Source organism: Sphaerisporangium fuscum (assembly GCF_018531465.1).
GTDB classification, from domain to species: Bacteria; Actinomycetota; Actinomycetes; order Streptosporangiales; family Streptosporangiaceae; genus Sphaerisporangium; species Sphaerisporangium fuscum.
The window spans coordinates 112,994-137,709 of sequence record NZ_JAHDTF010000024.1 but is presented as its reverse complement, the minus strand read 5'-3'; the positions used below and the strand labels follow the sequence as shown (position 1 = coordinate 137,709).

Annotated in this window: 27 protein-coding genes; 14 read left to right on the top strand and 13 right to left on the bottom strand. The window is 73.7% G+C overall.

The window, feature by feature from the left end:
* Positions 1-14 precede the first annotated feature (14 nt).
* Genes KIK05_RS29370 through KIK05_RS29350 form a run of 5 tightly spaced genes read left to right on the top strand, consistent with a single transcriptional unit; the run spans position 15 to position 4,907 of the window.
* Positions 15-1,535, top strand: coding sequence for an ABC transporter substrate-binding protein (locus KIK05_RS29370; RefSeq protein ID WP_214414105.1), 1,521 nt, complete (start codon positions 15-17; stop codon positions 1,533-1,535).
* Positions 1,536-2,501 carry an ABC transporter permease gene (locus KIK05_RS29365; protein ID WP_214414104.1) on the top strand — a complete coding sequence of 322 codons (966 nt, stop codon included), beginning with the start codon at positions 1,536-1,538 and terminating at the stop codon, positions 2,499-2,501.
* Positions 2,498-3,316: an ABC transporter permease gene (locus KIK05_RS29360; protein WP_214414103.1), complete on the top strand. Its 819-nt coding sequence runs from the start codon at positions 2,498-2,500 to the stop codon at positions 3,314-3,316. The genes KIK05_RS29365 and KIK05_RS29360 overlap by 4 nt, the downstream gene beginning before the upstream one ends.
* Positions 3,313-4,125, top strand: a complete 813-nt coding sequence (locus KIK05_RS29355; protein ID WP_250563641.1) for an ATP-binding cassette domain-containing protein — start codon at positions 3,313-3,315, stop codon at positions 4,123-4,125. The genes KIK05_RS29360 and KIK05_RS29355 overlap by 4 nt, the downstream gene beginning before the upstream one ends.
* Positions 4,122-4,907 (top strand): ABC transporter ATP-binding protein, encoded by a 786-nt coding sequence (locus KIK05_RS29350; RefSeq protein WP_214414102.1) that lies wholly within the window; start codon positions 4,122-4,124, stop codon positions 4,905-4,907. The genes KIK05_RS29355 and KIK05_RS29350 overlap by 4 nt, the downstream gene beginning before the upstream one ends.
* 49 nt (positions 4,908-4,956) lie before the next feature.
* Here the strand turns inward: KIK05_RS29350 and KIK05_RS29345 are convergent, their stop codons facing one another.
* From KIK05_RS29345 to KIK05_RS29310, 8 genes are all read right to left on the bottom strand, one after another.
* Complete coding sequence (locus KIK05_RS29345; protein WP_214414101.1) at positions 4,957-5,877, bottom strand: ABC transporter substrate-binding protein; 921 nt, start codon at positions 5,875-5,877, stop codon at positions 4,957-4,959.
* Entirely contained in the window at positions 5,877-7,058 is a 1,182-nt protein-coding gene (locus tag KIK05_RS29340) for an LLM class flavin-dependent oxidoreductase (RefSeq protein WP_214414100.1), read from the bottom strand. The genes KIK05_RS29345 and KIK05_RS29340 overlap by 1 nt, the downstream gene beginning before the upstream one ends.
* Positions 7,048-8,172, bottom strand: coding sequence for an LLM class flavin-dependent oxidoreductase (locus KIK05_RS29335; RefSeq protein ID WP_214414099.1), 1,125 nt, complete (start codon positions 8,170-8,172; stop codon positions 7,048-7,050). Before KIK05_RS29335 ends, KIK05_RS29340 begins: the two co-directional genes overlap by 11 nt.
* Positions 8,172-9,203: an ABC transporter substrate-binding protein gene (locus KIK05_RS29330; RefSeq protein ID WP_214414098.1), complete on the bottom strand. Its 1,032-nt coding sequence runs from the start codon at positions 9,201-9,203 to the stop codon at positions 8,172-8,174. The genes KIK05_RS29335 and KIK05_RS29330 overlap by 1 nt, the downstream gene beginning before the upstream one ends.
* Positions 9,204-9,210: 7 nt before the next feature.
* A complete protein-coding gene (locus tag KIK05_RS29325; RefSeq protein ID WP_214414097.1) occupies positions 9,211-9,927 on the bottom strand; it encodes an ABC transporter ATP-binding protein in 717 nt (238 codons plus the stop codon).
* Positions 9,924-10,820: an ABC transporter permease gene (locus KIK05_RS29320; protein ID WP_250563640.1), complete on the bottom strand. Its 897-nt coding sequence runs from the start codon at positions 10,818-10,820 to the stop codon at positions 9,924-9,926. Before KIK05_RS29320 ends, KIK05_RS29325 begins: the two co-directional genes overlap by 4 nt.
* A 5-nt stretch (positions 10,821-10,825) precedes the next feature.
* Positions 10,826-11,848, bottom strand: coding sequence for an ABC transporter substrate-binding protein (locus tag KIK05_RS29315; protein WP_308250169.1), 1,023 nt, complete (start codon positions 11,846-11,848; stop codon positions 10,826-10,828).
* A gap of 455 nt (positions 11,849-12,303) precedes the next feature.
* Positions 12,304-12,975, bottom strand: coding sequence for an NAD(P)H-dependent oxidoreductase (locus KIK05_RS29310; RefSeq protein ID WP_214414095.1), 672 nt, complete (start codon positions 12,973-12,975; stop codon positions 12,304-12,306).
* 366 nt (positions 12,976-13,341) lie between these two features.
* Between KIK05_RS29310 and KIK05_RS29305 the strand changes: the two genes are divergently transcribed.
* Positions 13,342-14,481 (top strand): methyltransferase, encoded by a 1,140-nt coding sequence (locus KIK05_RS29305; RefSeq protein WP_214414094.1) that lies wholly within the window; start codon positions 13,342-13,344, stop codon positions 14,479-14,481.
* Positions 14,482-14,554: 73 nt separating this feature from the next.
* Here KIK05_RS29305 and KIK05_RS29300 read toward each other — a convergent pair whose 3' ends face one another.
* Positions 14,555-15,247, bottom strand: coding sequence for a TetR/AcrR family transcriptional regulator (locus tag KIK05_RS29300; protein ID WP_214414093.1), 693 nt, complete (start codon positions 15,245-15,247; stop codon positions 14,555-14,557).
* Positions 15,248-15,331: 84 nt separating this feature from the next.
* On the opposite strand from KIK05_RS29300, the gene KIK05_RS29295 reads away from it, so the two are divergent.
* Entirely contained in the window at positions 15,332-16,468 is a 1,137-nt protein-coding gene (locus KIK05_RS29295; protein WP_214414092.1) for a carotenoid oxygenase family protein, read from the top strand.
* A gap of 33 nt (positions 16,469-16,501) precedes the next feature.
* Here KIK05_RS29295 and KIK05_RS29290 read toward each other — a convergent pair whose 3' ends face one another.
* Positions 16,502-17,773 (bottom strand): APC family permease, encoded by a 1,272-nt coding sequence (locus tag KIK05_RS29290; protein WP_214414091.1) that lies wholly within the window; start codon positions 17,771-17,773, stop codon positions 16,502-16,504.
* A gap of 73 nt (positions 17,774-17,846) precedes the next feature.
* Here KIK05_RS29290 and KIK05_RS29285 point away from each other — a divergent pair, with 73 nt between their 5' ends.
* Positions 17,847-18,827 (top strand): GlxA family transcriptional regulator, encoded by a 981-nt coding sequence (locus tag KIK05_RS29285; RefSeq protein WP_214414090.1) that lies wholly within the window; start codon positions 17,847-17,849, stop codon positions 18,825-18,827.
* A 76-nt stretch (positions 18,828-18,903) separates the two neighbouring features.
* Here the strand turns inward: KIK05_RS29285 and KIK05_RS29280 are convergent, their stop codons facing one another.
* On the bottom strand, positions 18,904-19,704 hold the full coding sequence (locus KIK05_RS29280) for an endonuclease/exonuclease/phosphatase family protein (RefSeq protein ID WP_308250168.1): 801 nt from the start codon (positions 19,702-19,704) through the stop codon (positions 18,904-18,906).
* 198 nt (positions 19,705-19,902) lie between these two features.
* On the opposite strand from KIK05_RS29280, the gene KIK05_RS29275 reads away from it, so the two are divergent.
* From KIK05_RS29275 to KIK05_RS29255, 5 genes are read left to right on the top strand one after another with little or no spacing between them, the layout of a single operon-like run.
* Positions 19,903-20,313 (top strand): TOBE domain-containing protein, encoded by a 411-nt coding sequence (locus tag KIK05_RS29275; protein ID WP_214414089.1) that lies wholly within the window; start codon positions 19,903-19,905, stop codon positions 20,311-20,313.
* 10 nt (positions 20,314-20,323) lie between these two features.
* The gene (gene modA, locus KIK05_RS29270) at positions 20,324-21,124 is read left to right on the top strand and encodes a molybdate ABC transporter substrate-binding protein (protein ID WP_214414088.1); all 801 of its coding nucleotides are present in this window, start codon (positions 20,324-20,326) and stop codon (positions 21,122-21,124) included.
* Positions 21,125-21,129: 5 nt separating this feature from the next.
* On the top strand, positions 21,130-21,972 hold the full coding sequence (gene modB, locus KIK05_RS29265) for a molybdate ABC transporter permease subunit (RefSeq protein WP_214414087.1): 843 nt from the start codon (positions 21,130-21,132) through the stop codon (positions 21,970-21,972).
* Entirely contained in the window at positions 21,969-23,000 is a 1,032-nt protein-coding gene (locus KIK05_RS29260; protein ID WP_214414086.1) for an ABC transporter ATP-binding protein, read from the top strand. Before modB ends, KIK05_RS29260 begins: the two co-directional genes overlap by 4 nt.
* On the top strand, positions 22,997-23,263 hold the full coding sequence (locus KIK05_RS29255; protein ID WP_214414085.1) for a hypothetical protein: 267 nt from the start codon (positions 22,997-22,999) through the stop codon (positions 23,261-23,263). Before KIK05_RS29260 ends, KIK05_RS29255 begins: the two co-directional genes overlap by 4 nt.
* A 52-nt stretch (positions 23,264-23,315) precedes the next feature.
* Here KIK05_RS29255 and KIK05_RS29250 read toward each other — a convergent pair whose 3' ends face one another.
* Positions 23,316-23,777 (bottom strand): MarR family winged helix-turn-helix transcriptional regulator, encoded by a 462-nt coding sequence (locus tag KIK05_RS29250; RefSeq protein WP_214414084.1) that lies wholly within the window; start codon positions 23,775-23,777, stop codon positions 23,316-23,318.
* Positions 23,778-23,861: 84 nt separating this feature from the next.
* Between KIK05_RS29250 and KIK05_RS29245 the strand changes: the two genes are divergently transcribed.
* Positions 23,862-24,248: an ester cyclase gene (locus tag KIK05_RS29245; protein WP_214414083.1), complete on the top strand. Its 387-nt coding sequence runs from the start codon at positions 23,862-23,864 to the stop codon at positions 24,246-24,248.
* Between the two features lie 54 nt (positions 24,249-24,302).
* Here KIK05_RS29245 and KIK05_RS29240 read toward each other — a convergent pair whose 3' ends face one another.
* Entirely contained in the window at positions 24,303-24,515 is a 213-nt protein-coding gene (locus tag KIK05_RS29240) for a hypothetical protein (RefSeq protein ID WP_214414082.1), read from the bottom strand.
* Positions 24,516-24,716 lie beyond the last annotated feature (201 nt).

Below are 24,716 nucleotides of genomic sequence, written 5' to 3'. Positions count from 1 at the left end.
ACCAGGAGAATCACGTGAACAGGAAGACGACGCTGCTCGGCGCCGCCATCGCACTCGCGCTCACCCTCACCGCGTGCGGCGGGGGCGGGGGCGGGACGGAGACGAAGAGCGGCGCCCCGGCCGGCTCGTCCGACCCGGACGCGACCATCGCCATCGGATCGCTGTACGAACCGCAGAACCTCGACAACACCGCGGGCGGCGGGCAGGGGGTGACCGAGGCGTTCAACGGCAACGTCTACGAAGGCCTGTTCAGGCTCACCGACGACGGCAAGGTCGAGAACCTCCTGGCGAAGGACTACAAGGTCGGCCCCGACGGCCTGACCTACACCTTCACCCTGCGCGACGGCGTGAAGTTCCACTCGGGCGAGCCCCTCACCTCGGCCGACGTGAAGTACAGCATCGAGAAGGTCACCGCGGACGGCTCCCAGTCGGCCCGCAAGAGCTCCTTCGACGTCATCAAGAAGATCGCCACGCCGGACGAGCACACGGTCACCGTCACGCTGTCCAGCAGGTCGATCTCGTTCGTCTACAACCTCAGCTACGTCTGGATCATCAACGACACGGCGAAGAACCTGACGACCACCGAGGACGGCACCGGCCCCTACAAGCTCGGCGCCTGGAAGCGCGGCTCCGCGCTGACCCTCGACCGGTTCCCGGGGTACTGGGGCACGCAGGCCACCAACAAGCAGGTGGTCTTCCACTACTTCACCGACGCCTCCGCCCTCAACAACGCCCTGCTCACCAACGCCGTCGACGTCGTGACCAGCGAGCAGAGCCCCGACGCCCTGGCGCAGTTCAGCGGCAACCCCGGCTACAAGGTGAACAACGGGCATTCCACGACCAAGCTCCTGCTGGCGTTCAACGACCGCAAGGCGCCGTTCGACAAGCCGCTGGTCCGCAAGGCCGTCACCTCGGCCATCGACAACAAGAAGCTGCTCAACTCCATCTGGGGCGAGTACGGCACGCTGATCGGCTCCATGGTGCCGCCCACCGACCCCTGGTACGAGGACCTGACCAAGGTCAACCCGTACGACCCGAACCTCGCCAAGCAGGAGCTCACGCAGGCGGGGTACGCGAACGGGTTCGCCTTCACGCTGGACACGCCGAACTACGACCCGCACCCCACCGCGGCGACGTTCATCAAGTCGGAGCTGGCGAAGGTCGGCATCACCGTCAAGATCAACGTCATCACGGCCGACGAGTGGTACACCAAGGTCTACAAGAACCGCGACTTCGCCGCCACTCTGCAGGAGCACGTCAACGACCGCGACGTCGTCTGGTACGGCAACCCCGACTTCTACTGGGGGTACGACAACCCGCAGGTCACCACCTGGGTGCAGCAGGCCGAGCAGGCGGACACCGCCCAGCGGCAGACGGACCTGCTCAAGCAGATCAACCGGCAGATCGCCGCGGACGCCGCCAGCGACTGGCTCTACCTCTACCCGCAGATCGTCGTGGCCTCCACCAAGCTGTCCGGCTACCCGGTGAACGGCCTGAACTCGCAGTTCTACGCCTACGCCATCAAGAAGGCCTGATTGACCCTCTACCTGCTACGCCGGGCCGCCTTCCTGATCGTCTCGCTGATCCTCGCGAGCGTCGTGCTGTTCCTGCTGCTGCGCCTGCTACCGGGCGACCCGGCCAACTCCCTCCTGTCGGTGGGGGCCACGCCGGAGCAGATCGCCGCCGCGCGGCACCAGATCGGGACCGATCGGCCGTTGCCCGAGCAGTTCGCCACCTGGCTCGGGCAACTGGCGACCCTCGACCTCGGGACGTCGTTCGTCAGCACCCTGCCGGTGGGCCCCGAGATCGCCTCTCGCCTCGTGGTGACCGTGCCGCTGACGCTGCTGGCGTTCCTGCTGGCCGTCGTCGTCGCGGTGCCGGTCGGCTACCTGGCGGCCCGGCGCGCGGACCGCTGGTACGGCGCGCTGCTCAACGGCGCGTCCCAGCTCGGCCTCGCGGTCCCGGTGTTCTGGGTGGGCATGCTGCTGGTCACGGCGTTCGCGTTGTACCTGCGGGTCCTGCCCGCCGGGGGCTTCCCGCAGGACGACTGGGCGCATCCGGCGGACGCGCTGACCTCCCTCGCCCTGCCCGTCGTGACCGTCGCCCTGGTCATGTCGGCCTCGCTCACCCGGTACGTGCGCTCGGCCGCCGTGGACGTGCTCGACAGCGACCATCTGCGTACCTTCCGGGCGCTCGGCTCCTCCTTCGCCATGGCGATGTGGCGCCACGGGCTGCGCAACGCGGCCGTGCCCGTCATCTCGGTCCTCGGGATCGAGCTGGCCACCACCTTCCTCGGGGCCGTCGTCGTGGAGAACGTGTTCGCGCTGCCCGGGCTGGGCAGCATGCTCGCCAAGGCGATCGCCCAGCACGACTACCCGGTGGTGCAGGGGGTGCTGTTCGTCAGCACCTTCGCCGTGCTGGTGATCGGCTTCGTCGCCGACCTCGCCCAGCGCCTCGTCGACCCGCGCCTGCGCGGCGCCGTCTCCCGGAGGGACCGATGAGCCGCCGTTCGGTGACGCTGGTGGCCGGCTGCGTGCTCACCGGGCTGATCGTCGCGGTCGCGCTCGTCTCGCTGGTCTGGCTGCCGTTCTCCCCCGAGGACACCTCCGGCGGCCGGCTCGCTCCGCCAGGCCCGCCCCACCTGCTCGGCACCGACAAGCTGGGCCGGGACCTGCTCACCCAGCTGATGATCGGCGCGCGGGTCGCGCTGGCGGCCGGCGCCGGCTCGGTGGCGCTCGGCGGCCTGCTCGGCGTCACCGCCGGCCTGCTCGCGGGCTTCGCCGACCGGTGGCTGGACGACACCATCGCCGCCCTGCTCGACATCCTCATCGCGTTCCCGACGCTGCTGCTCGCCATGCTGGTGGTGGCGGCGCGCGAGGCCTCCCTCGGTTCGGCGGTGCTGGCGATCGGGCTCGCCATGTCGGCGATCGTGGCACGGCTGACCCGGGTGCTGGTCAAACGGGTGCTGGCCCAGGACTACATCACCGCCGCCCGCACGTCCGGCACCTCCTGGCCGCGGGTGGTGCTCCACCACGTCCTGCCCAACATCTGGCCGACCCTGCTGGTCAACCTGGCCCTGCAGCTGGGACTCGCCGTGCTCGCCGAGGCGAGCCTGTCCTACCTCGGGCTCGGCGCGCCCCCGCCGAACGCCTCCTGGGGGCGGATGCTGCAGGAGGCCCAGGCGACCGTGCTCACCGCGCCGGCCGGCGCGATCGCCCCGGGCGTGCTCCTGGTGGCGCTGGTCGTCGGGGTGAACCTCGTCGCCGACGGCCTGCGGGACGTGGCCGACCCCACCAGGCGCAGGAGGACGCGATGAACGTGCTCACCGTCGACGGGCTGACCGTGAGGTCGGCCGACGGGCGGACGCTCGTCTCGGACCTGTCGTTCTCGCTCGCGCGGGGCGCGCGGCTCGGGCTCATCGGCGAGTCCGGGTCGGGCAAGTCCCTCACCTCGCTGGCCGTCATGGGGCTGCTCCCGGCCGGCATGACGGCGTCGGGAAGCGTCACGCTGGAGACCCCGGAGTCCGGGCGGACCGAGGTGATCGGCGCGCCGGAACGCCGGCTCAACGGCCTGCGCGGGCGGGTGGCGACCGTCGTCTTCCAGGAGCCCCTGACCGCACTGGACCCGCTGATGCGGATCGGCCGGCAGCTCGCCGAACCCCTCCGCCGCGTCCGCGGGCTGCGGGGCGCGGCGCTGCGCGAGGCCGTCACGGCGGCGCTCTCGGAGGTGCGGATCGCCGACCCGCGGCGCGTCGCCCGGGCGTACCCGCACGAGATCTCGGGCGGGCAGCGCCAGCGGGTGGCGATCGCGATGGCCCTGGCCTGCGAGCCGGCCCTGCTGATCGCCGACGAACCGACGACGGCGCTCGACGTGACCGTCCAGGCGGAGGTGCTCGCCCTGCTGGACGGCCTGGTGTCCGCGCGGGGCATGGCGTTGCTCTTCATCAGCCACGACCTCGCCGTGGTGTCGCGCGTCACCGACCACGTCGTCGTCCTGAAGGACGGGGCCGCCGTGGAGTCGGGGGCCGTCCTCGACATCGTCGGCGCGCCACGCCACCCGTACACCCGCGACCTCGTCGACAGCGCCCGGCGGCTCGACGAGGCACTCGATTGGAGCCGGCGATGACCCACGACCTCGGCGAGCCGCCGATCCTGGAGGCGCGTGAGGCCGGTTTCGCCTACCGCCGTTCCGCTCCGGTGCTCACCGGCGTCGACGTCCGTGTCACGGCCGGGCGGGGAGTGGCGCTGGTCGGCGAGTCCGGCGCGGGCAAGACGACGCTGCTGCGCCTCCTGCTCGGCCTGTCCCGGCCGACGACGGGAAGCGTCCTGTTCGACGGTGAGGAGCTGTCGCCGCGCGACCGGGCGATGATGCGCGGGTTCCGGCGCAGCGTGCAGCCCGTCTTCCAGGATCCGTACTCCTCGCTCGACCCCCGCCGGCGGGTCGGCGCCATCGTGGCCGAACCGCTGCGCTCCCTGGGACTCGCCCCCCGGCGGGAAGGGGTGGACCGGCAGGTGGCGGCGGCGCTGGAGGCCGTCGGGCTTCCCCCGGACGCCGCCGGCCGCTACCCGCACGAGTTCTCCGGAGGCCAGCGTCAGCGCGTCGCCATCGCGCGGGCCATCGTCTGCGAGCCGCGCGTGCTGCTCGCCGACGAGCCGGTCAGCGCGCTGGACGTCTCGACGAGGGTACGGATCGTGGACCTGCTCGCCGAGCTGCGCGAGACGCGCGGCCTGACGGTGGTGATGGTGTCCCACGACCTCGCCGTGGTGGCGACGCTGTGCGAACACACCGCCGTCCTCGAACGGGGCCGCGTCGTCGAACAGGGCGACACCCGGGCCGTCCTCGGCTCCCCCACCCACCCCTACACCCGCAAACTGATCGCCGGCATCCCCCGGCTCCCCAAGCCCTGACCGCTGAGCCCGGGGAAGGAGGCGCCGGCCCGGCGCCTCCTTCCCGTCGTCAGCCGCGGGGGCGGGTGGACTCGACGAGGCGGGCGATCTCCGGGAGGACGGCCTCGGAGACGGTGATCTTCCGGTCGATCAGCCCGCTGGCGTGGAACAGGTCGGCCGCGCGCTGCTGCTCGGCGACGAAGTCCTCGGTGACCGGGTGCAGGCCGAACGGCCGCGTGCGCAGGGCGTGCTCCCAGGCGTCCACGTCTCCCCCGTCGTCGGCGGCGAACAGCTCGGCCGCGGCCCGGTAGTCGTCCTGGATGCGGGCGTCGGACTCCTGCAGGGCGGCGACGATGGCGGCGAGCTGTTCGGGGTGTTCCTCGGCGAAGTCGCGGCGGGTGAACCACAGGGAGCGGTGGCTGAACAGGCCCTCGGTCTCCACGAGCTCCCTGATGGGCGCCTCGCGCTCCACCCGGGTGAGCGCCGGGTAGGACCCGACCCACGCGTCCACCTGGCGGTCGAGGAACAGCTGGGCGGCGTTGTCGTAGGCGTCGACCGGCTCGATGTCCTTCCAGGTCAGCCCGGCCCGGTCGAGGGCGAACAGCAGCAGCGTGGTCTGCCACGACCCGTGCCCGAGCGCGACCCGCCTGCCGGCCAGGTCGGCGAGGGAGGTGATGGGCGAGTCCTCGTGCACGACGAGCCGTCCGTTCTCGTGCCGGGGCCCGGAGATCGCGACGTACACGATGTCGTGCCCCTTGCCCTGGGCGGTGACGGGCGGGGTGGAGCCGGTGCCGATGAAGTCGTACCCGCCGTCGAACAGGTGGTCGCCATGGACCGAGGGCAGCCCCTCGGTCGGGGCGGGACGGTCCCCGGCGGGGAGGTCGCGCAGGTCGACCCACTCGACGTCGGGGATGGAACGTTCGAGGATGCCGCGGTGGCGCAGCACCCAGAGGGAGTTGTTGCTGGGGAAGAAGCCGACGCGGACGCTCATCAGATGGATCCCTTCGAGGCGGAGAGCGAGGTGGTGGGGGACAGCGGGGAACGCGTGCGGAGGTCGTGACCGCGCAGCAGCGGGAGCACCTCCTCCCCGACGCGGTACGCCTCCTCCAGGTGCGGGACGCCGGCGAGGATGAAGGCGTCGACGCCGAGGCCGATCAGCTCGTCCAGCCGTTCGGCGACCTGCCGGTAGCTGCCGACCAGGCCGAACGCCGGGCCGCCGCGCAGCAGGTGGAAGCCGCCCCAGACGTTGGGCGACACCTCCAGCTCCCGGTGGTGACGCACGGGCCAGGACACGAACGACTGGCTGCGCAGCCATCCGACGGAGTCGCCGTCGGCGCTGCGCAGGGCCGAGGGGTCGACGTGCGCCCAGCCGCGCCGGATCTCGTCCCAGGCGGCCTCCTCGGTGTCGCGGGCCAGCACGTCGACGCGCACGGCGAACTTCGGCGCCCGGCCGAGGCCCGAGCTGTGCTCGCGCACCTGGGCGAACTTGGCGGCCAGCTCCGGGAAGGGCTCCAGCCACGACAGGTAGTAGTCGGCGTGCCGCCCGGCGGCCTCGATGGCGGCCTTGGAGGAGCCGGAGAAGTAGATCTCCGGGAACGGCTGCCGGGCGAGCGGCTCGGGCAGGCCGGCCCCCTCGACGCGGTAGAACCGCCCCTCGTAGCTGAACGGCCCGCCCTGCCACACCCCCTTGAGCACGTCGAGGAACTCGGAGGTGCGGGCGTAGCGGTCGTCGTGGTCGACGCGGTCGCCCCACCACAGCTGGGCGGGCCCGCCGCCGCCGGAGATGATGTTGTAGACGACCCGCCCGCCGGTCGCGCGCTGCAGCGTCGCCGACATGCGCGCCGCCTGCACCGGGTGCAGGAACCCCGGCTGGTAGGCGATCATGAACCGGTAGGTCGTCGTCTCCCGGGCCAGGGCGGCGGCCGCGGCCCACGGGTCGTCGGTGAAGGGGAACGACGGCAGCAGCCCGCCGGCGAACCCCGAGATCTCCGAGGCTCGGGCGACGTCGGCCATGTGCTCCAGGTAGGAGTACCCGTCACGGCGGCCGTCGCGCACCCCCGGGGCGAGGCTGCCCGGCACGACCGGCGCCCACTCCCCCCGGCTGGCCGCCCTGCGGCGCAGCGACTGCTGGTCGCCGTGGGTGCCGATCCTCCAGTAGATGTCAACGGACATGCTCGTCCTCCTTCGCCAGCAGCGGCAGCAGCCGCTCGCCCAGCCGGTAGGTCTCCTCGATGGCGGGCCTGGCGTCCAGGACGAACGTCGTGACGCCCCGTTCCAGGTGGCCGCGGACGCCGGCGGCGACCGTCTCGTACGAGCCGACCAGCCCGAGCGTCCCGCCGGACCCCGGTGACGCGGCGGTGATCCGGCCGAAGCCCGGCCACAGCCCCGTGCGCGGGTCGGGGTCCGGCAGGCCGGCGGCGTCCCCGCCGGCGAGGGTCCACAGCCGGCGCGCCTCGTCCCACGCCTCGTCGTCGTCGTCGCGAGCCAGCACCGGCAGCCGCAGCCCGTGGGCGACCCGCCGCCCCTCCCCCGCGGCCAGCGCCGACAGGTGGGCGACGCCGGCGTCGATGTCGTCCTCCGGGGTGAACAGGTGCACGTCGGCGTGCCGCGCCGAGAGCGCGAACGCCTCCGGCGAGGTGCCCCTCAGGTACACGCGCGGGAACGGCAGGCCGGTGTTGGGCGCCTGGAAGCCGCCGGCGAGCACCTGGTAGAAGCGCCCCTCGTAGGTGTAGCCCTCCTCGTGCCACACGCCTTTGGCCACGGTCAGGAACTCGTCGGCCCGGACATAACGATCCGGCCCCTCCAGGAAGTCGCCCTGGGCGCGCGCGAGGGCGGGCTCCAGGTCGACCTCGACCTGCCACCCGAGCCGGTCGCCGGTGAACCGCTGCAGCGACGCCGAGAACTTGGCGGCGTAGACGGGGGTCGCGACCAGCGGATGGAAGCCGGCCACGACACGCAGGTGGCGGCTGTCGCGCAGCAGCTGGGCGGCCACGACGAGCGCCTCCTCGCCCGCCGGGTCGTACGGCACCAGCGCGCCGCCGACCGTGGCGATCTCCGCGGCGCGGCCGATCTGCGCGAGGTGGTCGAACGGGCCGAAGGCGCCGGGCCGCAGGTCGGTGACGAACGGCGGCAGCGGGCGCCGCGCGGCGAGCTGCCAGTCGCCCCGGTCCCGGCGGAGCGGGTCGCGCCCGTCCCCGCGGGTCGGCACGGTGACCAGGAAGTCGGGCCGGTCCGGCGGGGTCAGGCGCGCCGGGTCCGGCTCGGTGAGGTGTCGCGGGTCCGCCATCAGGCCACCGCCTCGCGCGGGGCGGCGAGCCGCTCGCGGGCCAGCTCCAGCGGCTCGGGGGCGGCCCAGGCGGCCAGGTCGACGTCCGCGTCGAGGAAGCCGTGCACGAGCAGGAAGTCCTTCTGGAGGCGCAGCAGCTCCAGCCGTTCCGGCGACAGGTCGGGATGCAGCGACCGGTGGAAGTCGCCCCGGTAGGCCGTCACCACGGCGTCCGCGCCCGACCTCGTCTCCCCGGCCAGGATCTCGCGGACCCGGGCGAGGTCGCCGCGGGCCCAGTCGGCCGCGCGCAGCGTCTGGACCAGGAACCCCACGACCAGGTCGGGGCGTTCGGCGAGAAGCCGCTCGTGCACGGTGATCGGCCGCGGGGTGCCGTTGTTCACCCGGGTACGCGGGTCGGGGTGCGCGTCGAGGTCGACGGCGACCACCGCGCCGATCTCGGCGGCCTGCTCGGCGGCGCGGGCGCCCTTGGCGTAGACCGCGTCGACCTCGCCGCGGGCCAGTTCGGCGATTCCGGGCCAGGAGAACGCCCGGCCGCCCGCCTCACGGCCGACCGAGGGGTTCACCTGGGCGGCCACCTCGACGAACGTGACGTCGTCCAGGGTGAGCCCGCCCTGGGAGAGGGCGCCCTTGACGCCGTGCAGGGCCATGGCGCGGGGGAAGCTCTTGGCGCGGGTCGCGGCCCACGCGGGCAGCGCCACCCTGGCGCCGGCGAGGTCCGCCGGGCCGGTGATGCCGGAGCCGGCGCGGACCAGGATGGACTGCCATTCCTCGATCCAGGTCAGTCCGATCAGCCGGGTCGGCGCGCCGGCCGAGCGGGCGGCGAGGGCCGGGACGTTGCCGCCCTCGCGGAACAGGCCGAGCAGCCGGTGGTCGAAGTGGTGGTCGGCCAGTTCCGGGCCGGCGTCCTGCAGGATGCCGACGTCCAGGCCGGCGGCCCGGAACTCCTCGGCCAGCCATCCCTGGTTGTGGGCGAGGCCGCTGGCGGTGGGCACGGGGCAGCGGGTGTACCAGATCTTGTCGACGGTCGACATGTGGCTCCTAGTGGGCGGAGGTGACGACACCGAGGTGCCGGAGGAGGAGACGGCGGTGGGCGGCGAACTCCGGGCCGTCGCGGTCGCGGGGATGCGGCAGGTCGATCACCTGGTCGACGGCCAGCCGGCCCTCGCGCAGCACCACCACGCGGTCGGCGAGGCGGACGGCCTCGTCCACGTCGTGGGTGACCAGGACGACCGCCGGGCGGTGACGGGCGCACAGCTCGGCGACCAGTTCCTGCATCTGCAGCCGGGTCAGGGCGTCCAGGGCGGCGAAGGGCTCGTCCAGCAGGAGGATCTCCGGATCCCGGACCAGTGCCCGGGCCAGGGCGACGCGCTGCGCCTCGCCTCCGGACAGCGTCGCCGGCCAGGCCCGGCCGTAGCCGTCCAGGCCCACCTCGGCCAGGGCGCGCCGTCCGGCCTCGCGGGCGGTGGCGGGCAGGCCCAGGGTGACGTTGGCGAGCACTCTGCGCGCCGGGATCAGCCGGGGTTCCTGGTAGACGGTCGTCCGCCGCCGGGCCGCCAGCACGGTGCCGGCGTCGGGCCGTTCCAGACCGGCGAGGATGCGGAGCAGGGTGGTCTTGCCGGTGCCGCTCGGGCCGAGGAGCGCGAAGAACTCCCCTCTGCGGATCGACAGGTCGATCCCGTCCAGGACGGTCTTGGTCCCGAAGGCCTTGCGCAGCCCGCCCACCCGCACGGCGACGTCGGTGGTGGTGGCCGTCATCGCGCCACCACGTGCCCGCGCCACGGCATGGCGAGCCGTTCCAGCACCCGGATGGCCGCGTCGAAGACGAGCCCGAGCGCCGCGTAGACGAGGATGCACAGCACCATGTAGTCGATGCGGAAGTACTGCTGGGCCAGGGTGACCAGGTAGCCGATGCCCTCGGTGGCGCCGATCTGCTCGGCGGCGATCAGGCCGGTGAGCGAGACCGACAGGCAGATGCGCAGCGCCATGAGGATGTTGGGCAGCGCGCTCGGGATGACGACGCCCAGCGCCAGCCGGTGGCCGCGCAGCCCGAACCCGCGCGCCGCCTCCACCACCTTGCGGTCGACGTTCCTGACCCCCAGATAGGTGTAGGCGTACATGGGGACGGCCGCCGACACCGCGATCAGCACGACCTTGAAGGTCTCGCCGACGCCGAACCACGAGATGAACAGCGGGACCAGCGCCAGGAACGGCACGGCGCGCAGCATCTGCATCGTCGGGTCGACCAGTTCCTCCCCCAGCGCCGACAGTCCGGCGGCGACGCCCAGCAGCAGGCCGATGCCGCCGCCGGCGAGCACCCCGAGCCCCGCGCGCCGGCCCGAGGCGAGCAGGTACTCGGTGAACTGCCCGGTGGCGACCAGTTCGCGCAGGGCGCCGAGGACCGAGGGCGGCGTGGCGAGCACGTCGGGCGGGACGCGGCCGCTGCCCGTGCCGTACCACCAGCCGGCGAGCAGGAGCAGCGGCACGGCGATCCGCACGGCGACCGACAGCGCGGGGCGGCGGCGGACGCTCCCGATGTGTCGCGGCGCCTCCAGTCCGGTGGGTCCCGCCTCCGCGGCCCGCGGATCCGGGAGAGCGGGCGCGCCGGAGGCGAGGGTGGTGGAGGCGGGGGCGAGTCTCTCTGCCGTCATGGCGGTCACCCGGACGCGGCGGGCGAGGCCGCGCCGGCCGCCGGCCTGAGATCGAACAGGACGTCGGCGGGTTCGACGTCCCTGGACACCACCCCGTACTTGCGGAACAGGCCGGCCACCTGGCGGATGTCGGCGGCGTCGCGCTGCTCGGCGTAGCGGGGGACGTTGGCGTACCGCGCCGTGGCGATGTCGAAGTCGAGGCGCGGGCCGGTCACCGCCGTCGGGCCCTGCTTGAGGAAGACGTTCTCGAACTTCTCCGGGTTCTTCTTCGCCTCCTCGGTCAGCTCCTGCAGGACCTGCAGGTACACGCGTACCGCCTCGGGGTGCCGTTGGAGCAGTTCGTCGCGTGCCGCGAGGATGGTCAGGTCCTTGTCGTCCAGGTCGCGGCCGTGCACCAGGACGCGCGCGCCCCTGGCGACCGCCTCGGGGTAGGCCCGCACGATCGCCCACCAGGCGTCCACCTTGCCGGTGGCGAACGCCGAGGCGCCCTGGTCGGGGTTGAGGTAGACGCGTCTGACCTGGTCGACGGGGATGCCCGCCTTCTCCAGGGCGAGCAGCAGGAGGTATTCGCCCTTGCCGCCCTTGTTCACGGCCACCTGCTTGCCCACCAGGTCCTTGACGGACCTGATCGGGCTGTCGGGCCGGACGACGAGGCCGTCGGTCTGCGGCGCGGCCGGGTCGGTGACCGGGTCGGTGACCGAGAAGATCTTGATGTCGTGGCTGTTGGCGAGGTAGCCGACGGCCGGTGAGACCGCCCCGGCGAGGACGTTGACCGAGCCGGAGTGCACGGCGTCGACGGTGGCGGTGAAGGAGGCGTAGGAGCCGCCCCACTCGACGGACGCGCCGACGGCCTTGAGCCGCTTCTCCAGGATGCCCTCCCGTTTGGCGTAGGCGAGGGGGCCCGCGTTGCCCGGGTCCTGGAGTTTGAGCACGGCGCCCGTGCCGCCGGAGGACGCGGGACGGTCCTCGGCGGCGGAGGAGGTGCCGCAGGCGGCGGAGAGGGCGGCGAGCGAGACCGCGGCCGTCACGGCCGCGAGGCGCGGGCGCCACCGGGACCGGCGGGGTGCGTGGTGTCGGCGAGATTTCCACATGGTGATGACGAGCCCCTAACGGAAGGCAGGCGGAACCGGCGGCGGTCATGCCGCCGGGCGCGGCGAGGAACCCCTGGAGCAGGGGTGATCAGAGGAAAGGAGAGAGGGGACGTCTCCGGCACGGACGGCGCGCGGGACGACGGACGTTCACCGACAGAGACTGCTGTCCACGTACATGAAGTCCACGGCGCGCCGGGCGGTCAAGTTCACATTCGGCACATTACCTATATTTCAGGTAGGTTTTATGCCAGTCAAGGACGTCTCACATCGCGAGACGATCCGCATCGCTTCGCACCGGCCGCCGGGCATGAAGAAGCCTGCCCGGCCCCTGGTGAGGGGGCCGGGCAGGCGGGTGGAACAGGCCTACGACCGGGCCGTGCGGAGCGGCCGGCTCATCCCGGCCCCGCGAGGGAGGACGCCGCGCGCACGGGCGCGTGCTCGCGCACCGGCGCGTGCCCCGGCAGCCGCCTGCCGTCCCTGACCGGTCCCCGCGTCCGCGTGTCGTCCCGGACCGCCGTGCCGTGCGGGCTCTGCGCGTCCTCCCGGACGGGCGCGAGCGCCCCGCCCGCCGGGACCAGGCGGCCCAGGGCGTCCGCCAGCCGGGCGCGCGACGCCGGGTCGACGGACGCGCCGTCCGTCGCCGAGGACACGGCGAGGTCGACGCCGTACACCGTCGCTCCCGCCTCCTCCAGCATCTTGCGCAGCAGCGTCTGGGTCCACATCGCCTCGTACGGACGCGGGCAGGCGGTCACCACGACCACCGGCTTGCCCAGCAGGGCCGTGCCGCCGTGCGACGAGGCCAGCCACTCCAGCAGGTGGCACAACTCCGGCGGCAGGACGCTGTGCGCCGGAGCCGCGATCAGCATGCCGTCGGCCGAGGCCAGCGCGTCGCAGAGCCGCGTCACCGGCGGCGGGGGCGGGCCGTCCCCCACGGGCGGCACGCCGGCCGGCCCGTCCCAGATCTCGAACTCCACCTGCGCCGGCAGCCCTCGCCCCGACGCCTCCAGCAACCTCCGGACATATGACCTCGGCGGCAGACTGCCCGCGATCCCGATGACCTTCATCTCTCACGCCGCCCCGGCGGGGCTCTCAGAATGCGTCACACACCGCCGCTGCCCAGCAGATCGCGGTACGAACATGATCACGAGTTCGGAAATCGAGACATCACGGCCGCGCACCGGTTTGCGCGGCGACCGGCGGGTGTGAGAACGTCCCGGGTGACGGTTCCCCGAAGGAGGTCTGGCGTGACACTCGGCATGGTCCTCGGCGACCTCGCGGCTCACGCTTCGACGCGGGAGCCCGGCACCGCCTGACCTCCGGCGGCCCCGTTCCACCGGCCGCTCTCGCCCCGCCCGCGCGGGGACGGCATCCGCTCCACGTGTCGAAGTGATCTTCGTGTATCCCCTCACGTCCGATCACCTGGAGCCGCAGTGCCCGAGATCCACTGGACCGAAGACGGCGCGCCGAGATCCGCCCGCTGGCGCTCGGAGAGCGCGATGCCGCCGCCGAGGCGGGTGACCGTCGCCGACGACCGCATGAAGGCCGACACCGCCTACCGCCTCGCCTGCGAAGGGACCGCCCTGCTGTGGCGCGGCGACTTCCACAACGCCCGCGCCCTGCTGCGGGCGATGGCCCGCCGCGCCGACCGCAGGCCGCCGCGCCCGGGGCGCGATCCGGCCGAGACCTTCCACCTGCACCGCCGGGCCCGAGGGCGGCGGGCCCGTACGCTCGGCATGCTGCTGGTGCCCCTGGAACCCGACCACGCCGTCCCGCTGCGCAGGGCGCCGGACGTGCGACAGGCCTGCGCCGAGGCGTACGGTCCCGGCGACGGGCCGTCGGTGACCTCGCTCACCGAGCTGCTCGGCGTGATCGGCGCGCACGAATGGCGCCGCAGGGGCGTGGCGGTCCCGGCGCTCGGCGAGCGCGTCCATCCGCACTACGGGGTGTTCTCCCCCGTCAGGGGCGAGTACGTGGAGCTCGTCGCCGAGGCGCCGCTCCCCCGCCTTCCCGCCGCCTCCGCGACCGCGTTCGACATCGGCACGGGGACGGGTGTGCTGGCCGCGGTCCTCGCCCGGCGGGGCGTACGGCGAGTGGTGGCCACCGACGTCGATCCGCGGGCGATCGCCTGCGCCCGCGAGAACGTGGCGCGCCTGGGGCTGGGCGGGCAGGTGGAGGTGATGCGCGCCGATCTGTTCCCGCCGGGCCGCGCGGGGCTCGTGGTGTGCAACCCGCCCTGGCTCCCGGCCCGTCCCACCTCGCCGATCGAACGCGCGGTGTACGACCCGGGCGGCCGCATGCTCACGACCTTCCTCGCCCGCCTCCCCGCCCACCTGGAACCGGGGGGCGAGGGCTGGCTCGTCCTGTCCGACCTGGCCGAACGCCTCGGGCTGCGGCGGCGTGCGGAGCTGACGGCCGCGTTCGCGGCGGCGGGCCTGCGGGTGGCGGGCAGGATGGACGTCTCGCCGGCGCACCCCCGCGCCTTCGACGAGCGCGACCCCCTGTACGCCGCGCGTTCGGCGGAGGTGACCAGCCTGTGGCGGCTGCGCCGCGCGGACGACGAGAGCGGCTGACCTCGCCGCGCCGGAGACGGGACCGGCTGGGGCCTGGGGGACGGTCCGATCGCGCCGGTCGTCCGGGGAGCTCTCAGTGGAGGGCGGTCTGGTGCCGGGCGGGCGGGGCGGCGTCCTCGACCTCCCCGGCCAGGCGGGGCAGGGAGGAGGCCACCGAGCGCGTGGCCTCCTCCACGGTGTCGCCGGCGCCGACCATGAGGCCCGTCAGCTGGGCCTCGAAGACCCGGCCGGCGTCGCAGGGCTCGATCAGGTAGTCGCCGAGCTCGAGCGTCACCAGGCCGTGGATCGCGGTCCACAGCTGGTGGGCGACGAGCTCGGGGTCCCCGGCGCGGAACCGGCCGGCGGCGATGCACCGGGTGGCGCACTCCACGACGGTGCTCAGGGTGTAGCGGCCGTGCTGGCGGTCCTCCGCCGTGAGGGAGAACCCGGCGAGCGACGACCCGCCGAACATCACGGCGTACAGGTGGGGGTTGGTGAGCGCGTTGTGCCGGTAGGCCCGCCCGAACAGGGCCATGTCGGCGACCGGGTCACCGGTGCGGGCGACGCGCGAGAAGTAGGCCTCCAGGCGGGCGAACCCCTCGTACGCCATCTCGCGCACCAGCCCGCTCATCGCGCCGAAGTTGGTGTAGACGGCCATGGTCGAGGTGCCGGCCTCGGCCGCGACGCGGCGCGCCGAGAGCGCCTGCGGCCCCTCGTCGGCGAGCAGGCGCGCGGCGATGTCGACCAGCGCGGACCGGGTCTGCGGTTTCGATCGTCGTGGGCTCACCTTGACAGTATGGCATAACGCCGTTATGTTTTTCATAACGCTGTTATGCCACAGTCGTCCGACCCCACGAGGAGGTGCCCGATCATGACCGTCGCGGAGCACGCCGTCCCCTTCGCCGCGCCCGTCCGCCTGCCCGCCGACGAGCCGCTGGCCGTCGACGGCGTCATCCCTTCCGATCTCACGGGCGTCTTCCTCCAGGCGGGCGCGCACCCCGGCCGTCCCGCGTGGCCCCATGCCGGGAGCCGGGCCCTGCTCTCCGGCGTCCGTTTCACCGGCGGCACCGCCCGCCGGCACAGGACCGCCGACGTCCCGGGCGTCCCGCTCCCCACGCCGCCGGGCACGGCATCCGGCGGACCGGGCGCGGCGAGCTTCGCCACGCCCGTCCGCGACCCCGCCACAGGCCGCTGGCACACCGTCGCCACCTATCCCGGCCTCGGCGTCGCCGAGCACCTGGTCGCGGGCCCCTGCGGACGGATCGAGGAGTCCCGGTCGTTCACCCTCGACGGAGCGCCGATGATGCCGGCGATCGCGCTCACCGAGCGCTTCGTCGTGATCTTCGACCTGCCCGTCGTCCATCACCGCGCGGCCGCCATGATGGGCTCCGCCCTCCCCTACCGCTGGCGGTACGACCGCCCGGCCCGCGTCGGCCTGCTGCCGCGGCAGGGCGGCCAGACGGAGCCTCGCTGGTTCCCCATCGCCCCCTGCTTCGTGTCCGAGGCGGTGAACGCCTTCCAGGCGGGCCACCGCGTGGTGGTCGACGCGGTGCGCCACGACCGGGCGTACGAGAGCGCGTCGCGGGAGCCGGGCGAGGGCGCGGTGCACCGCTGGACGCTCGACCTGGCGGACGGCACCGCCGTGGAGCGGCCCCTGACCGGCGCCATGGCCGCCGCGACGGTCGACTCCCGCCACGCCGGGCGCAGGCACCAGTTCGTCTTCGGCACCACCCCGGGCGGGGACGCCGTCGTCACCCGCGACCTGGCCGCCGAGACCATCCGGGTGCGGCCGCTCGGCCCGGGCGTGCGCGCCGGCCGGCCGGTCTTCGTCCCGCGCGGCACCGCCGAGGGGCACGGGTGGCTGGTGGTCGCCACCCGCGACGCCGCCCGGCGATGCGGCGCGCTGCTGGTGCTCGACGCGCTCCACCCGGACGGCGAGCCGCAGGCCGTGGTCCACCTGCCCGAGGCGCCGCCGGCCGCTCCGTACACCGCCTGGCTCCCCGCCTGATCCGCCCCTCTCCCCGGCCCGGCGGACGGCGGGTCAGCGGGCGGTTCCCGCGCGGTTCAGCCGCAGGTACAGCAGGGCGGCGCCGGCCAGCAGCACGGGCCACAGCAGGTAGGGGCCCGACATGACCAGCAGGAGCACCACGGCCGCCAGCGAGGCCAGCGCGGCGAGCCGTGCGGCGGATCCACGCGGCAGCAGGCGGACGGCCGCGGCCACGCCGATCGCGTAGATGGCGACGAACGACCCGGTGGTGAGCAGCACCAGCGGCCGCGGTCCCGTCCCGGTCGCCGCCGCCGCGAGCAGTGACAGCAACGACAGCCCGCACACCACGCTCAGGCTGCGCCGGGGCACCTCGCCGGCCACGCTGCCGCGGGTGAGCCAGGCGGGCAGCGCGCCGTCCCGGCCGAGGGCGGCGCCGAGCTTGGCGGCGCCGGCGAAGTAGGCGTTCATGGTGCCGAAGGTGAGCAGCAGCGCGGCCCCGGCGGCGAGCAGGCGCGCGTTCCCGCCGAGGCCGCGGGCCATCAGCTCGCCCAGCGGCGCCGGCGTGCCCGCCGCGCCCGGGCCGAGGACCGCGACGACGGCGAAGGCCACCGCCAGGTAGAGCACCCCCACCACCACGACCGCCACCGCCGTCGCCCGTGGCAGGTCACGCGCGGGCCGGCGGAACTCGGCCGCGAGGTGGGTGATCGCCTCCCAGCCCGCGAAGCTCCACACCAGCAGCGCCGCCGCCGGCCCGACCGCTCCCCAGCCGTGCGGGGCGAAGGGGTGGAGGTTGGCCGCCCGGGCGTGCGGCAGGGACAGCGCGACCGCGACCAGCAGCAGCGCGACGAGCAGCCCGGCGAGCGCCAGCTGCAGCCGTCCGGTCACCCGCATCCCGGCGGCGTTGGCCGCGGTGACCGCCACGATCAGCCCGGCGGCGGTGACGAGGGTGGTCGTCGTCCCTCCGCCGAGAGCGGCGGAGACGTACGCGCCGCCGAACAGCGCCGCGGCGGGCGCGCCCGCCGGGACCAGGAAGTAGAAGCACCAGCCCACCACCGCGGCGGCCCGGGGGCCGAACGCCAGGCGGGCGTAAGTGGAGACGCCTCCCGCGTCGGGGTACCGCGCGCCGAGCGCGGCGAACACGCCCGCGAGGGGGACGGACAGCACGACGAGGGCCACCCAGGCCAGCAGGGACGCCGGGCCCGCGACCTCGGCGGCGAGCGCGGGCAGGGCGATGACGCCCGTGCCCAGCACCGCGCCCACGTACATGGCGGCCCCCTGGCCGGCGGTCAGCCGCCCCGCCGGGGCAGGCGCGATCGTATCGGTCACGGGAAGCAAGCCTGGCGCACCATCGCCGCCGATGACCAGCAGGAATACCGGCCATATCCGCTAAATTCCTGCCATGAGCGGACACATCATCGCGATGGCCGTGACCGACGCCACTCCCGTGTTCGAGCTGGCCGTGCCGTACGAGGTCTTCGGCCTGGACCGCAGCGACATCGCCGACCCGTGGTACGACCTGCGGCTGTGCGCCCTCGAACCCGGGCCGCTGCGCACGGGGGGCGGGATGACGACGCACACGCCGTACGGCCTGGACGACCTGCTCGACGCCCACACGGTCGTCGTCGCCGCCTGCGCCCGTCCGGTGCAGCTCGCCCCGCCCCCGCGGCTGGTCGAGATGGTGCGCAAAGCCCACGAGCTGGGCCGCCGGATCGTCTCCATCTGCACCGGCGCCTACATCCTGGCCGAGGCGGGCCTGCTGGACGGCCGCCGGGCCACCACGCACTGGATGAACGCCGGCGACTTCGCCCGCCGCTTCCCCGCCGTCCGGCTCGACACCGAGGCCCTGTACACCGACGACGGTGACATCCTCACCTCGGCGGGCAGCGGCGCCGCCATCGACCTGTGCCTGCACATCGTCCGCACCGACCACGGCGCCGCCGTCGCGAGCGAGGTGGCCCGCCGCATGGTGGTGCCGCCGCACCGGGAGGGCGGCCGGCCACAGTACGCCCCGCTGCTCGTACAGCCCGAGAGGCACGACGATTTCACGCCCGTGCTGCAGTGGGCGCGCGACCACCTCGACCGGCCGCTGACCGTCCCGCAGCTCGCGCGGATCGCCCACCTCAGCGAGCGGACCTTCGCCCGCCGCTTCCGCGACGCCCTCGGCATCACCCCGCTGCAGTGGGTGCTGCAACAGCGGATACGGCTCGCGCAGGAGCTCCTGGAGACCTCGGACGATCCGGTGGAGGAGGTCGCGCGGCGCACCGGCTTCGGCACCGCCGCCAACCTCCGCTACCACTTCGGCCGGGTCGCCGGCCTGTCCCCCCAGAGCTACCGGCACGTCTTCCGCCACCGCGCCGCCGCGGCACGACGTCCTTGGTGATCCCGGACTGCTGTGCCACGGCGGCGGCCTTTACAAAGTAAGGCGAAAGCTCTCCGCGGAGCCGTACGCCCCGGTGCTAGAAGAGGTCGAGCGCCAGGGCGCAGTGGTCGGACACTTCGGGTTCGGCGACGATCTCGAACCGCCGGACGGCGGCGGGCTCGGACACCAGCAGATAACTCGCGTGCCGTAGCGGCTTGCGGTAGCGGGAGGTCCTGGTGTCGGCGTCCCGGACCAGATCGACCAGCCCGAGCCCCTCGAGGACCTGGAACGTCTCGCTGTCGGGCAGGAGGTTGAAGTCGCCGCACACCACCGTCAGGTCGCCGTCCTCACGCGCGCCGGTGATCAGGTCAGCGAGCCGTTTGGCCTGTTCCCGCCGGGCCGGGGTGTCGCCCTTCCCGCGCGGGTCCCGCAGGCCGTGCATGTGAACCACCGTGACGAACCGCCGCGCCCGGCGGTCGAACACCCGCACGGCCTGGGCCGCGCGTGGGCGGCCGTCGATCGGCCACTCACCGTGGTGCTCGGCGTAGGCGGCGTGCACGAACGCCGATCGCACGCCGACGACGGGAAGCGTCTCGGCGACGAAGGCCGCCAGCCCGAAATCCTGCTGGTGGGAAAGGCCGCCGTCGTCGCGGACCGGCCCGGCGTCGCTGGCGGTGAAGAGGCCGTGGTGGCGGGGAAGCAGCGAGCGGACGTCGTCCAGGAGGTTCGCTCGCTGCGGCAGCGACCGCTCGGCGTCGTCGAAGCGCGTCCAGCCGCCGGCACCCGCGGTGTGGGTCACCTCCTGGAGGCAGAGGATGTCGGCGCCGCACGTGTCGAGCCAGCGGGCGAGTTCGTCGAACATCGCGCCGCCCCAGGCGTTGAGAGAGATGATGCGCACGGGACAAGAACCTAGCGGTTGAACGTTCCGCCGCTCCCCCGGCCTCCGTGCCTGCTCCTCAGGCAGGGGCCGCGGCCACCGACGTGGGGCGAGTTCTGCCCGGTCTCGTGGATGCCATGGCCGAGCCACAGAACACGCCGCTGCTGCGGCACAAGAGCGGTATTCAGGCTCGAATGTGCGAGGGGTATGGTGAGACTTGTGACGACGTTCCGGATCAGCGAGGCCGCCGCGTTGCTCGGGGTCAGCTCCGACACCGTCCGCCGGTGGGTGGACGCCGGGCGGCTGACGGCCGAGCGGGACGAGCACGGCCACCGGCGGGTGGACGGCGCCGACCTGGCCGCGTTCGCCCGCGCCCAGATCGACACGGCCGGCGACGGAGGGCGCTCCTCGGCGCGTAACCGCTTCCGCGGGATCGTCACCGAGGTCCTCAAGGACGCGGTCATGGCCCAGGTGGAGATCGCCGCGGGGCCGTTCCGGGTGGTGTCGCTGATGAGCCGCCAGGCCGCCGACGAGCTCGGCCTCGAGGTGGGGGTGGTCGCCGTCGCGGTGATCAAGTCCACCAACGTCGTCGTGGAGATCCCCGACCACGCCCGCGTGGCCAGCCCCTGAAGGAGCCCCCTTGCCGTTCAGCCGCACATCCCGATGGGCCGTGACCCTCCCCGCCGCGTTCGCGCTGGTGGCCCTGACCGGCTGCGGGTCCGCCACGCCCGCGGCGTCCCGATCCGCGGCCGCCTCCGCCGGCGGCGGGGCCACGACGCTGACGGTGTTCGCCGCGGCGTCGCTGACCGGCACCTTCACCGAGCTCGGCAAGAGGTTCGAGGCCGCCCACCCGGGCACGTCGGTGAAGTTCAACTTCGGCTCCAGCGCCACGCTGGCCCAGCAGATCACCCAGGGCGCCCCCGTGGACGTGTTCGCCGCCGCCAGTCCCGCCACGATGAAGACCGTCACCGACGCCTCCCTGGCCGGCGCCCCGACGACGTTCGTGCGCAACAAGCTCGAGATCGCCGTCCCGGCCGGCAACCCGGCCAAGGTCGACGACCTCAAGGACCTCACCGACCCGAAGGTCAAGGTCGCGCTGTGCGCACAGCAGGTGCCGTGCGGCGCCGCGGCGATCAAGGCGCTGGACGCCGCCGGGCTGAAGGTCAAGCCGGTGACGCTGGAGCAGGACGTCAAGGCCACCCTCACCAAGGTCGAACTCGGCGAGGTCGACGCCGCCCTGGTCTACAGGACCGACGTGCTCGCGGCCGGCGGCAAGGTCAAGGGCATCGACTTCCCCGAGGCCGGCAAGGCCGTCAACGACTACCCGATCGCGGCCCTGACCAAGGCCCCCGCGCCCGGCCTGGCCAAGCAGTTCGTCGACCTGGTGCTCTCCTCCCAGGGCAAGGACGTGCTGGCCAAGGCGGGCTTCGAGGCGCCCTGACCGTCATGACCTCCACGACGACCGCGCCCGGCAGGGGCCCGGACCGCCGCCCGGAGGCCGGGGCGGTCACGGGCCGTCTGCCGTGGATCCTGCTGGTCCCCGCCCTGCTCGGCCTGACGTTCCTGGTACTGCCGCTGTCGGGGCTGCTGATCCGCGCGCCCTGGGCGACGCTCCCGCAGCGGCTGGCCGAACCACAGGTGCTCCAGGCGCTGCGGCTCTCGCTGGTGACCGCCACCCTGGCCACGGCCACCTGCCTGCTGCTGGGGGTGCCGCTGGCCTGGCTGCTGGCCAGGGTGTCCTTCCCCGGCCGGCGGCTGGTCCGCGCCCTGGTCACCGTCCCGCTCGTGCTGCCGCCGGTGGTCGGCGGCGTCGCCCTGCTGCTGGCACTCGGGCGGCGCGGGCTGGTGGGGCGGTGGCTCGAGAGCGCGTTCGGCGTCACGCTGCCCTTCACCACCGCCGGCGTCGTGATCGCCGAGGCGTTCGTGGCGATGCCGTTCCTGGTCATCAGCGTCGAGGGCGCCCTGCGCGCCGCCGACCAGCGGTTCGAGGAGGCCGCCGCCACGCTCGGCGCCTCCCGCTGGGTCATCTTCCGGCGGGTCACCCTTCCCCTGGTGTCCCCCGGTGTGATCGCGGGCGCCGTGCTGTGCTGGGCCAGGGCGCTGGGCGAGTTCGGGGCCACCATCACCTTCGCCGGGAACTTCCCCGGCACCACCCAGACCATGCCGCTGGCCGTCTACCTGGCGCTGGAGACCGAGCCGGAGGCCGCCATCGTGCTCAGCCTCGTCCTGCTCGCCGTCTCGGTGATCATCCTGGCCAGTCTGCGGGACCGGTGGGTGAGCAGCCCATGACGCTCACCGCCCACCTGATCGTCACCCGGCCCGCCTTCACGCTCGACATCTCCCTGCGGGTCGCCCCCGGTGAGGTGGTCGCCCTGCTCGGCCCCAACGGCGCCGGCAAGACCACCGCCCTGCGCGCCCTGGCCGGGCTCACCGGCGTCTCCGGCGGGCACATCACCCTGGACGGCGCCCCCCTGCACGACCTGCCGGCCGAGGCCCGCCCCATCGGCATGGTCTTCCAGGACTACCTGCTGTTCCCGCACCTGTCCGCCCTGGACAACGTCGCCTTCGGGCCGCGCTGCCGCGGCGCCGGAAAGGCCGAGGCCCGCCGTACCGCCGCCGCCCTGCTGGAACACGTCGGCCTCGCCGGGCACGCCGCCGCCAAGCCCCGGCAGCTGTCCGGCGGGCAGGCCCAGCGCGTCGCCCTCGCGCGGGCGCTGGCCGTACGGCCGCGCCTGCTGCTGCTCGACGAGCCCCTGGCCGCGCTCGACGCGCACACCCGGCTGGAGATCCGCGCGCAGCTGCGCCGTCACCTGGCCGGCTTCGACGGCGCGACCGTCCTGGTGACCCATGATCCTCTGGACGCCATGGTGCTCGGCGACCGGCTGATCGTCATCGAGAACGGCGCGGTCGTCCAGCAGGGCACCCCGGCCGAGGTGGCCCGCCGCCCGCGGACCGACTACGTCGCCCGCCTGGTCGGCCTCAACCTGTATCGGGGGGTCGCCGACGGTTCCCACGTCAAGGTGGGTGAGCTGCTGATCAGCACCTCCGACCAGGTGGAGGGGCCGGCGTTCGTCGCGTTCGCGCCGGCGGCCGTGGCCCTGTACCGGTCGCGGCCGGACGGCAGCCCGCGCAACGTCTGGCAGGCCCGCGTCGAGGGCGTCGAACGCCACGGCGACAACGTCCGTGTGCACCTCGAAGGCCCGGTCGCCGCCTTCGCCGACATCACCCCCGCCGCCGTGACCGACCTCGACCTGTCCCCCGGCCGGCAGGTGTGGGCGTCGGTCAAGGCCACCGAGACCCACGCCTACCCGGCATGAGCACCCGCCGGCCGGACGGCCACGACCGCGACGCCATCTGCCTCGGCGGCCCGTGTCACGGCCTGGTCACCCACCTCGACCAGGACATCGGCATCCTCACGATCCCCGTCCCGCGCCGCTCGCCCGACGAGTTCCAGGCCAGTGCCCGCTACCGCGTCACCCGCGAGCGGGTGCGCTACCACGGCCACGCCCAGCCGTACGTCGTCCTGCACTGGGCCGGCCCGCCCGGTCCCGGCTGCCCGCGTACCCCCGCCTCCCCATGACCGGCGCCGGCTCACGGGCCCCGGTGTACCGCCGGCCGCCCGCGTGGCGGGCTCACTCGGCGGCGCGCATCCGCCCCACCTCGTTCCGGAAGACCTCCTGCGTCCGTCCCAGAAACCCGGCGATGAGCTCCAGCTGCTCGTCGGTGTAGCCGTCCATCGCCTCCCGCCAGGCCCTGACGAACGGCTGGAACACCGGCGCGACGTCCTTGGCGGCCTGCTCGGTCAGCAGCGTGACCACGACCTTGCGCCGATCGGCGCCGTCGCGCTCGCGCCGTACGTACCCGGCCGCCTCCAGCCGGTCGATCACCCCGGTGACGGACGCCGTCGTGATGCCCGCCCGCCTGGCCAGCTCGCTCGCCGTCATGGGCCCGTCGCTGAGCAGGTTGAGGCAGTGCAGGTCGGTGGTGTTGACGCCGATCCGTTCCGCCGCCGACTGGCTCATCGCGACGGACCAGGCGCCGGTACGGCGGAGCGCGTCCAGCAACTGCCCCATGAGTTCGCCGCGCCTTGACATGCCCACCACAACTCCTTAGTGTCTCTAGTATCTAGAAAAACTAGAGATATGGCTCTCTAGCAATCGGAGTCTACGGGAGGGCACATGCCCGAGAACAAGGACGTCGTCAAGCGTTTCTACGACGAGGTGCTCAACGCCGGCGACCTGGCCGTCGCCGACGAGATCGTCGCCCCCGGCTTCGCGCCGCGCGGCGGCCGCGTCACCGGCCCGGAGGCGCTCAAGGAAACGGCCCGCTACCTGCGCTCGGCCGTACCGGACCTGCGCTTCGACATCGAGGACATGATCACCGAAGGCGACCGCGTGGCCACGCGATGGACGCTGCACGGCACCCACGAGGGCGACTTCTTCGGCTTCCCCGCCACGGGCCGGCCGCTCGAGGTACGGGCCTGCGTCATCTTCCGCCTGGAGGGCGACAAGGTGGCCGAGATCTGGCCGGTCATCGATTCCAGTTCCCTGCCCCGCGCCGCCTGATGCACCAGAGCCCGCGCGGACCGGGGGCGCGCGGGCCGCTCACCGGCGATGACCTCAGAGGTCTCGACGCCCCCGCGTGCCGGCGCCGATGTCGCGATCGAGACGGGTCTGCCTGGTCACGATCACGCCGAAGGTGACGGCGATCGCGGACAGGCACAGGGCCGGCGCGAAGACCAGCCACAGGTGCAACCGGGCGGAGACCACGGTCAGCACGAGAAGCCCGGCGAACGCCACCCACACGGTGGCCACGCGGTTGTGAGTGGCCATATCCCCCTCCTACCCCGGCAGGCGGCGATGATGACGGCAACCGGCGGCCCAAGACCGCGCGGAGGCGTGGCCGCACGGACGGTGTGTGACAGCCCCTGCCGGTCCTGGAAGACGACCTCCGCCATGTCGCCCTTGGCGCCCGATCGGGTCCTGGTGAGAGTCCCCGTGGTGTCGACTCTGCGGGTGCCGGCCTGGGCGCCG